Source organism: Rugamonas violacea (genome assembly GCF_016461825.1).
Classification (GTDB): Bacteria; Pseudomonadota; Gammaproteobacteria; order Burkholderiales; family Burkholderiaceae_D; genus Rugamonas.
Genome location: NZ_JAEMNU010000008.1, coordinates 11,038 through 23,911, shown reverse-complemented (window position 1 = coordinate 23,911; position 12,874 = coordinate 11,038). Strand labels below are relative to the sequence as shown.

General features: G+C 70.2%; 9 protein-coding genes. 2 read left to right on the top strand and 7 right to left on the bottom strand.

Annotated features, from left to right (window positions below; translation table 11 throughout):
• Positions 1 to 21: 21 nt before the first annotated feature.
• From H7U20_RS01675 to H7U20_RS01660, 4 genes are all read right to left on the bottom strand, one after another.
• Positions 22 to 1,173 carry a glycosyltransferase family 4 protein gene (locus tag H7U20_RS01675; protein ID WP_370593045.1) on the bottom strand — a complete coding sequence of 384 codons (1,152 nt, stop codon included), beginning with the start codon at positions 1,171 to 1,173 and terminating at the stop codon, positions 22 to 24.
• Complete coding sequence (locus tag H7U20_RS01670) at positions 1,170 to 2,105, bottom strand: NAD-dependent epimerase/dehydratase family protein (RefSeq protein ID WP_199517883.1); 936 nt, start codon at positions 2,103 to 2,105, stop codon at positions 1,170 to 1,172. The genes H7U20_RS01675 and H7U20_RS01670 overlap by 4 nt, the downstream gene beginning before the upstream one ends.
• A 10-nt stretch (positions 2,106 to 2,115) precedes the next feature.
• Complete coding sequence (gene gmd / locus H7U20_RS01665; RefSeq protein ID WP_199517882.1) at positions 2,116 to 3,159, bottom strand: GDP-mannose 4,6-dehydratase; 1,044 nt, start codon at positions 3,157 to 3,159, stop codon at positions 2,116 to 2,118.
• Positions 3,160 to 3,438: 279 nt separating this feature from the next.
• The gene (locus H7U20_RS01660; protein ID WP_199517881.1) at positions 3,439 to 5,757 is read right to left on the bottom strand and encodes an NADP-dependent malic enzyme; all 2,319 of its coding nucleotides are present in this window, start codon (positions 5,755 to 5,757) and stop codon (positions 3,439 to 3,441) included.
• Between the two features lie 305 nt (positions 5,758 to 6,062).
• Between H7U20_RS01660 and H7U20_RS01655 the strand changes: the two genes are divergently transcribed.
• Positions 6,063 to 6,482, top strand: a complete 420-nt coding sequence (locus tag H7U20_RS01655) for a hypothetical protein (RefSeq protein ID WP_199517880.1) — start codon at positions 6,063 to 6,065, stop codon at positions 6,480 to 6,482.
• 165 nt (positions 6,483 to 6,647) lie between these two features.
• Positions 6,648 to 7,622 carry a thiamine-phosphate kinase gene (gene thiL, locus H7U20_RS01650; RefSeq protein ID WP_199517879.1) on the top strand — a complete coding sequence of 325 codons (975 nt, stop codon included), beginning with the start codon at positions 6,648 to 6,650 and terminating at the stop codon, positions 7,620 to 7,622.
• Positions 7,623 to 7,635: 13 nt separating this feature from the next.
• Here thiL and H7U20_RS01645 read toward each other — a convergent pair whose 3' ends face one another.
• The 3 genes from H7U20_RS01645 to H7U20_RS01635 all read right to left on the bottom strand — a co-directional run.
• Entirely contained in the window at positions 7,636 to 10,230 is a 2,595-nt protein-coding gene (locus H7U20_RS01645; RefSeq protein WP_199517878.1) for an EAL domain-containing protein, read from the bottom strand.
• Positions 10,227 to 12,278: an ATP-binding protein gene (locus tag H7U20_RS01640; RefSeq protein ID WP_199517938.1), complete on the bottom strand. Its 2,052-nt coding sequence runs from the start codon at positions 12,276 to 12,278 to the stop codon at positions 10,227 to 10,229. Before H7U20_RS01640 ends, H7U20_RS01645 begins: the two co-directional genes overlap by 4 nt.
• A 20-nt stretch (positions 12,279 to 12,298) precedes the next feature.
• Positions 12,299 to 12,874 (bottom strand): YfiR family protein (locus H7U20_RS01635; RefSeq protein WP_199517877.1); only part of this gene is annotated, 576 nt, incomplete at its 5' end.

Here is a 12,874-nt window from a genome sequence, read left to right as displayed (position 1 = left end):
GACGAATGGCGGCTGGCGCGCTCAGGATGAAAGGACGGAATGATACACGGCGCGGGTGCGGCGCGCCGTCTCGGCCCAGGTCAGCTCGAGCGCGCGGCGGCGGCCGGCGGCGATGCAGCGCGCGCGCAGCGCCTCGTCGCGCGCCATGCCGGCCATCGCCGCGGCCAGCTCGGCCACCGAGGTGGGGTCGACCTCCAGCGCGGCGCCCAGGCACACCTCCGGCATCGAGGTGGCGTTCGAGGCCACCACCGGCACGCCGGCGGCAAAGGCCTCGACGATGGGCAGGCCGAAGCCCTCGTACAGCGAGGGGAAGACGAAGACGCCGCTGCCGGCGTACAAGTGGCGCAGTTGTTGGTGCTCGGTCAGGGCGCTGAGCCAGACCACGTTCTCGCCCTGCTGGCGGGCCGCCTCGAGGCGGCGCACCAGTTCCTGGCTGCGCCAGCCTGGCGCGCCGACCACCACCAGCTGGCGCGCCGCGCGCAGCACCGGCGGCAGTTGCAGATAGGCCTGCAGCAGGCGTTCGAGGTTTTTGCGCGGCTGCAGCGTGCCGACGAACAGGAAGTAGCCGGGCCGCAGGCCGTACTGCGCCAGCGTGGCGGCCACCGCCTCGGCGGCGGGCGGTTCGAACCATTCGTCGCCGACGCCGTTGTAGACCACGCTGATGCGCGCCGGGTCGACGCCGAAGCATTCGACCAGTTCGGTGACGGAGAAGCGCGAGCCGGTGATGACGTGGTCGGCCTTGCGCGCCGCCTTGGCCTGCAGCCAGTTCTTCAGGCGGCGCAGGCGCGGGTTGCACCATTCCGGATGGGCGATCGGCAGCGCATCGTGCAGCGTCGCCACCACCGGGCGGTCCATCCGCACGACGCGGTAGTCGGTGGCGTGGAACAGGTCGGGCACGCGGCCGTCGACGAGGTCGGCCGGCAGGCGCAACGGCGCCGTCGCCGGCAGCAGGTCGCGCAGCGTGGCGGCGGCGAAGGTGCGCGGCAACGCGCGGCCGACCGTCAGCGCGGCGGCGGCGCCGGACGGCGCGAAGGAAAACGGCCGCACCTCGCAGCCGGCCCGCGCCAGCGCGCCCATCAGCTCCCGGCTGTAGACGCCGAGGCCGTCCAGCCGGCCGCCGGTCAGGCCGGGTTCAACGGTGGTGGTGGACAGGGCGACGCGCGGCGCGCTCACGCCAGATACATCCAGCGCAGCGTGTCGGCCAGCGGCGGCGCCTCGAAGGCGCCGACGGCGGCCTCCAGGCGGCGCTTGTCGCCGACCAGGCGGGCCACCTCGTTGGCCCGCACGAAGGCCGGGTTGACGTGGACGTTGATGCGGTAGCCGGCGATCTCGCCCATCATGTCGAGCGCCTGGCCGAGCGAGTAGGCCCGGCCGGAGCAGATGTTGAAGGTTTGGCCGGCCGGCGCGGCGGCCAGCAGGCGGCGGTAGCTGGCGGCCACCATGCGCACGTCGGAGAAGTCGCGCGCCACGTTCAGGTTGCCCAGCTCGATGTCGGCGGCGCCACGGCGGAAGTGGGCGACGATCTTCGGCAGCAGGAAGTTGTCGTGCTGGCCGACGCCGGTGTAGTTGAACGGCCGGGTGACGATCAGCGGCAGCTTGTCCTGCCACAGCCGGGCCATGTACTCCATCGCCAGCTTGCTGACGGCGTAGTCGTTGGCCGGCGCGGCGCGCACCTCCTCGTCGATCACCTCGACCTCGGTGTTGCCGTAGATGTTGGCGCTCGACGCCAGCAGCACCGCCGAGGGCCGCTGCGGCTGGGCGGCCAGCGCCTCGAGCAGGTTGCGCGTGCCGACCACGTTGACGCGGTAGATCTGCTCGACGTCGGCGTGGCCGACGAAGGCGATGCCGGCCAGGTGCGCCACCACGTCCGGCCGCACCTCGGCCACCATGGCGGCCACGGCGGCGCGGTCGCACAGGTCGACGGCGTAGCAATCGGCGCCCGGCGCGTGGCCCGGCGTGGTGGTGCCGAACACGCGGTAGCCGGCGGCCGCCAGCTCGGCCGCCATGTACCGGCCGGTGAAGCCGGCCAGTCCGGTGACCAGGGCGCGCCTGCCGGCGCCCTCGCGCAGCGGCGAGAGGAACTGCAGCTGCGTCGGCTTGGCCACGGCGTCCACCTTAGAAGGAGAAGCCGGCGGTGTTGCGGCGCAGGTCGGCCTCGACCATCATCAGGCACAGCTCTTCGAGCGTGGTCTTGGGCGCCCAGCCCAGTTCGGCCAGGGCCTTGGCCGGATTGCCGATCAACAGCTCGACCTCGGACGGACGGTAGAATTTCGGGCTGACGCGCACCAGCACCTTGCCGCTGCGGCGGCAGGTGCCGATCTCGTGGTCGGCCGTGCCGCTCCACTCGATGGCCACGTCGATCGCCTTGAAGGCCATGCTGACGAAGTCGCGCACGGTCTCGGTGCGGTTGGTGGCCAGCACGTAGCTGTCGGGCTGCTCGGCCTGCAGGATGCGCCACATGCCCTCGACATACTCCTTGGCGTAGCCCCAGTCGCGCTTGGCGTCGAGGTTGCCCAGTTCGAGCACGTCGAGCTTGCCCAGCTTGATCTTGGCGACCGAGTCGGTGATCTTGCGGGTGACGAACTCGCGGCCGCGCAACGGCGACTCGTGGTTGAACAGGATGCCGGAGGTGGCGAAGATGCCGTAGGACTCGCGGTAGTTGACCGTCATCCAGTGGGCGTACAACTTGGCCACGCCGTACGGGCTGCGCGGGTAGAACGGCGTCTCCTCGACCTGCGGGATGGCCTGCACCTTGCCGAACATCTCCGAGGTCGAGGCCTGGTAGAAGCGGATCTTCGGGTTGACGATGCGGATCGCCTCGAGCAGGTTGACCGGGCCCAGGCCGGTGATCTCGGCGGTGGTGATCGGTTGCTCGAAGGAGACGCCGACGAAGCTTTGCGCGGCCAGGTTGTAGACCTCGTCGAAGGCGGCCGATTGCAGCAAACGAATGCTCGAACTCAGGTCGGTCAGGTCGTACTCGACCAGCGTGAGCTGCGGGTGGGCGGCGATGCCGAGCTCCTCGATGCGCCAGAAATTGACCGAGCTGGTGCGGCGATAGGTGCCGGTCACTTCGTAGCCTTTTTCCAACAGCAGTTGCGCCAGATACGCGCCGTCTTGACCGGTGATGCCCGTGATGAGTGCTTTTTTGGTTTTTTGCATGGTGTTCACATTCGAAGCTTGGAGTGGCCGAAAGGCGGGCGGACCGGCTTTCAATTAACCCGATATTGTAACAGAGCGGGTTAAGACCACTTTGCCCGCTCTGTGGCTATTACAACAATTACATCTTGTTACAGGGTAATTTTCAGCCAAAATGCAATATTATTTGATATACATCAATATGCCGACGCCGCGCCGGCGCCGGCGCGAAAAAAAAGCCAGCCTCCGGGCGGAGGCTGGCCTGGCGTCGCCGCGCCGGCGCGGCGGCGCGGCGGCGGGCAACTAGGCCTTGCGCTGGGCCACCGCGTCGACCACGCACAGCGCGGTCATGTTGACGATGCGGCGCACCGTCGCCGACGGCGTCAGGATGTGCACCGGCTTGGCGCAGCCGAGCAGGATCGGGCCGACGGCGATGCCGTTGCCGGCCGCCGTCTTGACCAGGTTGTAGGCGATGTTGGCGGCGTCGATGTTGGGCATCACCAGCAGGTTGGCGTCGTGCTGCAGGTCCGAGCCGGGCATGATGGCCTTGCGCAGCTTGGAGTCGAGCGCGGTGTCGCCGTGCATCTCGCCGTCGACCTCCAGCTCGGGCGCCTGCTGCTTGATCAGCGCCAGCGCGGCGCGCATCTTCTGCGCCGAGGCGCTGTTGGACGAGCCGAAGTTCGAGTGCGACAGCAGGGCGGCGCGCGGCGACAGGCCGAAGCGCACCATCTCCTCGGCGGCCATGATGGTGATCTCGGCGAGCTGCTCGGCGTCCGGGTTCTCGTTGACGTGGGTGTCGACCACCACCAGTTGGCGCTCCGGCAGGATCAGCACGTTCATCGCGGCGTAGACGTTGGCGCCGGCGCGCTTGCCCAGCACCTGGTCGATGTAGTGCAGGTGCAGCTGGGTGGTGCCGAAGGTGCCGCAGATCATGCCGTCGGCGTCGCCCTTGTGGATCATCATGGCGCCGATCAGCGAGTGGCGGCGGCGCATCTCCAGCTTGGCGTACTCCTCGGTGACGCCTTTGCGGGCGGTCATCTCGTAGTAGGCGTGCCAGTATTCGCGGTAACGCTCGTCGAAGTCCGGGTTGATGACGTCGAAGTCGACGCCCTGCTTGAGGCGCAGGCCGAACTTGTCGATGCGCGTGGCCAGCACGGCCGGGCGGCCGACCAGGATCGGCCGGGCCAGCTTTTCGTCGACCACCACCTGCACGGCGCGCAGCACGCGCTCCTCCTCGCCCTCGGCGTAGACGATGCGTTTGAGTTCGGCGGCGGTGCTCTTGGCGACCTGGAACAGCGGCTTCATGAAGGTGCCGCTGCGGTAGACGAACTGCTGCAGGCTGTCGGCGTAGGCTTGCAGGTCCTTGATCGGCCGCGTCGCCACGCCCGACTCGACGGCCGCCTTGGCCACGGCCGGCGCGATCTTGATCAGCAGGCGCGGGTCGAACGGCATCGGAATCAGGTACTCGGGGCCGAACGACAGGTTGCTGATGCCGTAGGTGGTGGCGACGATGTCGGACTGCTCGGCGTGGGCCAGCTCGGCGATGGCGTGCACCACCGCGATCTCCATCTCGCGGGTGATGGTGGTGGCGCCGCAATCGAGGGCGCCGCGGAAGATGTAGGGGAAGCACAGCACGTTGTTGACCTGGTTCGGATAGTCCGAGCGGCCGGTGCAGATGACGGCGTCGCCGCGCACGGCCTTGACGTCCTCCGGCAGGATCTCCGGGCTGGGGTTGGCCAGCGCCAGGATCAGCGGGTTGGGCGCCATCTGCATGACCATGTCCTGCTTCAGCACGCCGCCGGCGGAGACGCCGAGGAAGATGTCGGCGCCGGGGATCACCTCGGCCAGGGTGCGCGCGTCGGTCTCGCGGGCGAAGCGCTCCTTGTCCGGGTCCATCAGCTCGACGCGGCCCTTGTAGACCACGCCGGCCAGGTCGGTGACGAAGATGTTCTCCAGCGGGAAGCCGAGGTCGACGATCAGGTCGAGGCAGGCCAGCGCGGCCGCGCCGGCGCCCGACACCACCAGTTTGCAGTTCTTGATGTCCTTGTTGACGACCTTGATGCCGTTCAGGATGGCGGCGCCGACGATGATGGCGGTGCCGTGCTGGTCGTCGTGGAAGACCGGGATCTTCATGCGGTCGCGCAGCTGGCGCTCGATGTAGAAGCACTCGGGCGCCTTGATGTCTTCCAGGTTGATGCCGCCGAAGGTCGGCTCGAGCGAGGCGATGATGTCGCACAGCTTGTCCGGGTCCATCTCGTTGATCTCGATGTCGAACACGTCGATGCCGGCGAACTTCTTGAACAGCACGCCCTTGCCTTCCATGACGGGCTTGGCGGCCAGCGGGCCGATGTTTCCCAGGCCGAGGACGGCGGTGCCGTTGGTGATGACGGCCACCAGGTTGCCGCGCGCGGTGTATTTGTAGGCGTTGGCGGGATCGATGACGATCTCTTCGCACGGCGCCGCCACACCCGGCGAATAGGCCAGCGCCAGATCGCGCTGGTTGGTCAGTTGCTTGGTCGGCGTGACGCTGATCTTGCCTGGTCTGGGGCACTCGTGGTATTCCAATGCGGCGAGGCGCAATTGTTGACGAAGTTCCTCTTTTTGATCAGATGACGAATCCATGTGCTGCCTTCCTGTTTGTTCGGTCGGAAAGCTTACGATTTTATCAGACGGATTCTTTCAATTAGCTAGGTATTTTTACCAAGTCCTATGACGAAATGGTGTCGAGACGAGCAAAAGCGCCGGCTTTCCGGCCCGGCGCCGAATTAAATAGCTATTAAATTACGAAATTCAATCAATTTCTTCAATTGATTTACTTTAACTATTACCAATGAAATAACGATTGCGGAGACCAATAGGCCCGTCCCGCCTGCTGAGGGCGGCTTTGTTGTATGCTCATCGGCATCCCCCTCGCTGTGGAGAGCGTCATGACGGCCCTGATCAATCCGCCCGCCGGCTCGCCGGCCACCCCGCCGGCCAAACCGGCCGCGCAGCCGCCGGCCGAAGCCGGCGCCGACGGCCCGGCCTGGCGCCGGTTGCAGCAATGGCAACGCGACGGCAAGGAGCTGGCCTTCGTCTACAGCCGTTCGCTCGGCGGCCTGACGCAAACCGGACGCGGCCGCCTGGCGCGGTTGTCGGCCGAGGCGCTGACCATCGAGGCCGGCCTGTGCAAGCTGTTCGTCGTGCTCAACGGCGCCGGCTACGAGGCCGGGCCGCAGCAGTTTTTCACGCCCGACCTGCTGGCCCGCTTCAACGTCGAGGGCGTGGCGGTGCGGCTGGCCAACCACGACTGGCTGTTCCTGTCGGCCGAGGCGGTGCCGGCCCACCTCACCATCGGCAACAGCTGAAGGGCACGTCGAACAACCCTGAATTCGTCTTTCCCGCGTAGGCGGGAAGCCATGCCGCGCTAGGGAAGGTGCGACGTATAGGTTCCCGCCTGCGCGGGAACGACGGCTTGTTCGGGGGGCCTTGAACGGACGCCGCCGCCGCCGGCGTTTCGGTACAATGCGGCCATGCTCTCCGAATTCGACCTCATCAAGCAATACTTCGTGCGCCCCCGGCACCCCGCCCGCGCCACCTTGGGCATCGGCGACGACTGCGCCCTGCTCACCCCCACGCCCGGCCGGCAAACGGCGATCTCGTCGGACATGCTGGTCGAGGGCCGCCACTTCTTCGCCGGCGCCGACGCGCTGCAACTGGGACACAAGTGCCTGGCGGTGAACCTGTCGGACCTGGCGGCGATGGGCGCGCGGCCGGTCGGCTTCACCCTGGCGCTGGCGCTGCCGGCCGCCGAACGGGCCTGGCTGGCCGGCTTCGCCCAGGGCCTGTTCGCGCTGGCCGACGCCTTCAACTGCGAGCTGATCGGCGGCGACACCACCAAAGGCCCGCTGACCATCTGCATCACCGTGTTCGGCGAGCTGGCGCCCGGCCAGGCGTTGCGGCGCGACGCCGCCCGCGCCGGCGACGACATCTGGATCAGCGGCACGCTGGGCGACGCCCGCCTGGCGCTGGCCGGCTACCGCCACGAGGTCGAGCTGGCCGCCGAGCTGCTGCGCGCCGCCGCGCCGCGCATGCACGCGCCCATCCCGCGCGTCGAGCTGGGCATGCTGCTGGCCGAGCAGCGCCTGGCGCACGCCGCCATCGACATCTCGGACGGCCTGGTCGGCGACCTCGGCCACATCCTGGCGCGCTCCGGCGTCGGCGCCACGCTCGACGTCGACGCGCTGCCGGCCGGGCCGGTGTTGAGCACCCGGCCGGCCGCGCTGCGGCGCGCCTACACGGCGGCCGGCGGCGACGACTACGAGCTGTGCTTCACCGCGCCGGCCGGCGCCCGCGCCGCCATCCTGGCCGCCGCCGCCAGCGTGGCCACGCCGGTGACGCGGGTCGGCGGCATCGAGGCGGCCGCCGGCCTGCGCCTGGTCGACGCCGCCGGCGCGCCGCTCGATTTGCGCCTGCAAGGCTTCGACCACTTCGCCGGCCCGGCCTAGGCCGGCCGCGCCGCTACAGCGCCGTGGCGTCCTCGCCCGGCTGGCCGACGCGGCGGCCGCTGCCGTGCATCAGCCAGTAGTGGTGGAAGGCCAGGCGGATGTTGTCGCGCAACTGGGTGTCGTCCCACGGCTTGGTGTAGAAGCGGTAGATGGCGCCGCGGTTGATCGAGTCGAGCACCGCCTCGAGCCCGGTGTAGCCGGACAGGATGATGCGGATGGTGTCCGGGTACATCTCCTTGACCTTGCTGAGGAATTCGGTGCCGCTCATGATCGGCATGCGCTGGTCGCAGACGATCACCTGCACCTCGTGCAGCGCCAGCAGCTGGAAGCCCTCGGCCGGCGTGGCCGCCGTCAGGATCAGGTAGCCGTCGCGGCGGAACAGGCGGTGCAGCGCGGCCAGCACGTTGATGTCGTCGTCGACGATCAACAGGGTCTGCGCCGGCTGGGCCGGCGCGTCCGGCGCGGCCGGCAGGCACTTGCCCGCCTCGACCAGCTGGCCCATCTCGCCGGGCGGCAACGGCCGGCTGAAGTAGTAACCCTGGATCTCGTCGCAACGGTTGCGCCGCAGGTACTCGAGCTGCGGCCGGGTCTCCACCCCCTCGGCGATGACGCGCAGCTTCAGGCTGTGCGCCATGCTGATGATGGCCAGCGCGATGGCGGCGTCGTTCGGATTGGTGGTGATGTCGCGGACGAAGGCGATGTCGATCTTCAGCTTGTCGATCGGGAAGCGCTGCAGGTAGGCCAGGCTGGAATAGCCGGTGCCGAAGTCGTCGATCGCCACCTTGATGCCGAGCGCCTTCAGGTTGGCCAGCACGACGATGGTGCGCTCGGCGTTGGACATCAACGCCGTCTCGGTCAGCTCCAGTTCGAGCAGCTCGGGCGGCACCTGGTGCTGCTCGAGCGCCTGCCGCACCTCGCGTTCCAGGTCGCCCTCGACGAACTGGCGGCTCGAGACGTTGACGGCGACGTGCACCGGCCCCACCGGCGAACCGATCCAGGCGGCGATCTGGCGGCAGGCGGTGTCGATGATCCAGGCGCCGACCCGCACGATCAGGCCGGTCTCCTCCAGCACCGGCACGAACTCGGCCGGGAAGACCATGCCGAAGCCGGGACGCTGCCAGCGCAGCAGCGCCTCGGCGCCGCTGATGCGGCCGGTGTTCAGGTTGACCTTGGGCTGGTAGTACAGCACCAGCTCGTCGCCGTCGATGGCGCGGCGCAGCGCCATCTCCAGATCGAGCCGGGCCAGCACCTGCACGTTCATGCCGGCGGTGAAAAAACGGTAGCCGTCGCGGCCGGCCAGCTTGGCCCGCCCCATCGCCGTGTCGGCGTTGCGCACCAGCGTCTCCGGGTCGGTGGCGTCGTCCGGGTACATGGCGATGCCGATGCTGGCGGTCAGCGCGGCGGCGTGGCCGTGCAGGTCGAACGGCGCGCGCAGCGCCTCGCGCACCTCGTTGGCGACGTAGACGGCGTCCTGCTGGTCGCGCGTCATGGTCAGGATCAGCGCGAACTCGTCGCCGCCCAGCCGGCCCACCGTGTCGCGCAGGCGCACGCACTGCACCAGGCGGTTGCTGAACTGGCGCAGCAGCTCGTCGCCCTGGCCCGGGCCGAGCGAATCGTTGATGTTCTTGAAGCGGTCGAGGGCGATGAACAGCACCACGATGCGCCACTCCTTGTCCTGCGCCAGCTCGATCGCCTCGCTCAGGGTCTGGTAGAACAGCGAGCGGTTGGGCAGGCCGGTCAGGCCGTCGTAGCGCGCCATGCGGGCCAGCCGCTGGTGCGCCTGGCGCCGCTCGCTGATGTCGCGCGCCACGCCCAGCAGCACGGCCGGCTGGCCGTCGCCGTGCTGCAACTGCCAGTAGATCTCCACCGGCACCGAGGCCAGGTCCTGCCGGCTCAGCTCCAGCTCGCTCAGCTCGGGCGCCCGCGCCGGGCCGATGCAGGCGGCGTAGTCGGCCAGCCGGACGGCCTGCTCGCGCAGCGCCTCGGCGACGCCCAGGCCGAGCCGCTGCGGCGCCAGCGCCAGCAGCTCGGCGCGCCCGTAGCCGAGCATGCGGCAGGCGCCCTCGTTGGCGTCGAGCAGGGCCAGGCTGGCGGCGTCGAGCAGGAAGATGGCGTCGGCGGTGGCGTCGAGCGCGCTGCGGAAGCGCTGCAGCTCGGCGGTGCGCTCGCGCACGGTCTGCTCCAGGCGGGCGTTGTAGCGCACCACCTCGCGGTGCAGCAGGCGCACCTCGAGCATGTTGCGGATGCGCGTCAGCACCTCGACCGGGTCGAAGGGCTTGCTGACGAAGTCGCGCGCGCCGGCGTCGAGCGCGGCCAGCTTCTGCTCCGGCTCGGCGGTCACCACCAGCACCGGCAGGTAGCCGTCGCTTTCCAGCGGCTTGAGCTGCTCCATCACGCCGAAGCCGCTCAGGCCGGGCATGTGCAGGTCGAGGATGATCAGGTCGTAGCGCCGGGCGGCGTGCCAGGGCGCCACCAGGCGCGGGTCGGTGGTGGCGCTGACGGCGGAGTAGCCGCTCGAGCCGAGCAGGTACTCGAGCAGCTGGACGTTGACCGGCTGGTCGTCGACGATGAGGATCCGGGCCTGCAGGATGTCGCTCGGGGTGATCATGGGCGGGCCTCCCGCGGCGCGCCGGCCTGCCCGGCCGCGGCGGCCAGGGCGCGGTCGACGGCGGCGCCGAATTCGTCGAGGTTGATCGGCTTGGTCAGGTAGTCGGCGAAACCCTGCGCCAGGCCGCGCTCGACGTCGCGCGGCATGGCGTTGGCGGTCAGCGCGATGACCGGGATGTGCGCCGTGCGCGGGTCGCCGCGCAGCACGCGCAGCGCGTCGGCGCCGCCGACGCAGGGCAGGTTCAGGTCCATCAGGATGACGTCGGGCAGGTGGGCGCGCGCCATCTCGATGCCGAGGTGGCCGTCGGGCGCGGCCAGCAGGCGCAGGCCGGGGCGGAAGCGGACGATCTCCTCGACCAGGCGCAGGTTGGCCGGGTTGTCCTCGACGTAGAGCAGGGTGGCGCGGCCGGCGGCCGGCGGCGCCGGCGGCAAGCTCGGCGCCGGCACCGGGCGCAGCGCCGGCGCCGCCGCGGCGCGCAGCTCGACCCAGAACAGGCTGCCGACGCCGACGCTGCTCGACACGCCGATGGCGCCGCCCATCAACTCGACCAGGCGCTTGGTCACCACCAGGCCGATGCCGCTGCCCTCCTCGCCGCCGCCCTCCTGGCCGAGGCGGTTGAAGGGCTGGAACAGGCGCCCGAGCTGCTCGGCCGCCAGGCCGTGGCCGGTGTCCTGCACCGCCAGGCGCAGCCGGCCGCCGGCGGCGGCGGCGATGTCGAGCACCACGGCGCCGCCGGCGCGGTTGTATTTGATGGCGTTCGACAGCAGGTTCAGCAGGATCTGCTTGAGGCGGGTGCGGTCGGCCTCGACGCTGCCCTCGCAGCGCTCGGGGAACAGCAGGCGCACGCCGCGCGCGCTGGCCAGCGGCTCGGTCATGTCGTGGCACTCGCGCAGGATGTCGGCCAGCGCCACCGGCTCGAGCGACAGGGCGACGGTGCCGGACTCGATCTTGGCCAGGTCGAGCACCTCGTTGATCAGGGTCAGCAGGTGGCGGCCGGACTTGAGGATGTGGCCGGCGAACTCGCGCTTTTGCTCGGCCGTGGTGGGCAGCTTGTCGGAGCCGAGGATCTGGGCGAAGCCGAGGATGGCGTTGAGCGGGGTGCGCAGCTCGTGGCTCATCGACGACAGGAAGGTGGTCTTGGCCTGGTTGGCGCGGCTGGCCTCGGCCATCGCCAGCGCCAGCTCGCCGTTGGCCCGCTCCAGCTGCCCGGTGCGCTCGTGGACGCGCTGCTCGAGCCCGGCGTTCAGGCGCATCACCTCGCGCTGCGCCTCGGCGCGCNNNNCCCCCCCCCCCCGCGCCCGGTTCGAGCGCTCCAGCGCGCCGGTGCGCGCCTCGATCTCGACCAGCATGCGGTTGAACGAGTCGACCAGGCGGGCCACCTCGTCGTCGCTGATGCGCGGCGCGCGGCGCGAATAGTCGCCGGTGGCGACCACCTCGCCGGCGATCGCCGCGATGGCCAGGATCGGCTCGGTGACGACATGGTGCAGGCGGCGCATCACCAGGTAGGCGATCAGCATCGCCAGCAGCACGGCGCCGAGCGCGATGGCCAGGTAGTCGGCGGCGCGGCCGAGCAGGCCGTCGTCGGCGCGCAGGTAGACGGTGCCGAGCAGCTCGCCGTTGTCGACGATGCGGCGCGACAGCGTCAGCGTGCCGCCGGCGAAGCTGGCGTCGTCGGCGGCGGCGCGGCGCGGGAAGCCGCCGGCCTGGCCGGGCGCGACATAGCCGGCGAACAGCGCGCCGGCGCTGGTGTAGATGGCGCCGGCGCGGATGCCCGGGCGCAGCCGCAGCAGCGCCAGGTTTTCGCCGGCCAGGCGCGGATCGTCGAAGGCCAGCGCGGCGGCGCTGATGTGGCCGATCAGTTCGGCCTGGGTGCGCATGTCGCTGAGCAGGCCGCGCTGGTAGGCGCGCAGGTCGTAGGCGATGACGCAGCCGATCGCCACCAGCAGCGCCGCCAAGGTGGTCAGCAGCACCACCGCCAGCAGCTTCTGGCGCAGCAGCCGCGGCCGCCACCAGCGCGCCGCCGCGGCCGTGCCGTCCGCCGCGCCCATGCCGCCCGCCACGTCCGCGCTCATGTCGCCCCCTGCACTTTGTAGGCGGCCGACAACATGCGCGCACTGATCTTCAGGCGCGCGCCGGCGGCCGGCCGCAAGGCCACCTCGAAGCGCAGGCGGTCGTCGGCGGTGACGAAGTTGATCATGCTGCCCAGCGCGTAGGCCTCGGCGCTGTCGGACACGGTCAGCATGGCCTGGCTCTGCGCCGCCGCCAGCAGCTCCTGCAACGCGCCGCGTTCGAGCGCGCCAAGGAACAGGATGTGGGCCGGGCCGGGCGCCTCGCCGCGGCGCAGCCGGCGCACCTGCAGCGGATGGCCGTTGGCGCTGCGCCCGGCGACGCTCTGCTCGAGCTGCTCGGCCAGCGCGTCGGCGCCGGCCACGACGATCAGCAGCGGGCTGTCGGCGCGGGCGAAGCTGCCCTCGGGCCACTCGACGAAACCGGCGAACTTGTACAGGTAGGCGGCCTTGACCTGCAGCGCCAGGTTGGCCGGCGCCGACGCCTCGGCCGGCGCCTGGGCCGGCCACAGCGCCAGCAGCAGCGCCAGCAAACCCGGCAGCAAGCGGACCAGCAAACCGCCCGCCGCCGCCGGCGG

Coding starts and splice junctions, on each gene's coding strand:
- gmd (WP_199517882.1), bottom strand. CDS start 3,159: ATGCAAAAAACCAAAAAAGCACTCATCACGGGCATCACCGGTCAAGAC.
- H7U20_RS01655 (WP_199517880.1), top strand. CDS start 6,063: ATGACGGCCCTGATCAATCCGCCCGCCGGCTCGCCGGCCACCCCGCCG.
- H7U20_RS01660 (WP_199517881.1), bottom strand. CDS start 5,757: ATGGATTCGTCATCTGATCAAAAAGAGGAACTTCGTCAACAATTGCGC.
- thiL (WP_199517879.1), top strand. CDS start 6,648: ATGCTCTCCGAATTCGACCTCATCAAGCAATACTTCGTGCGCCCCCGG.
- H7U20_RS01645 (WP_199517878.1), bottom strand. CDS start 10,230: ATGATCACCCCGAGCGACATCCTGCAGGCCCGGATCCTCATCGTCGAC.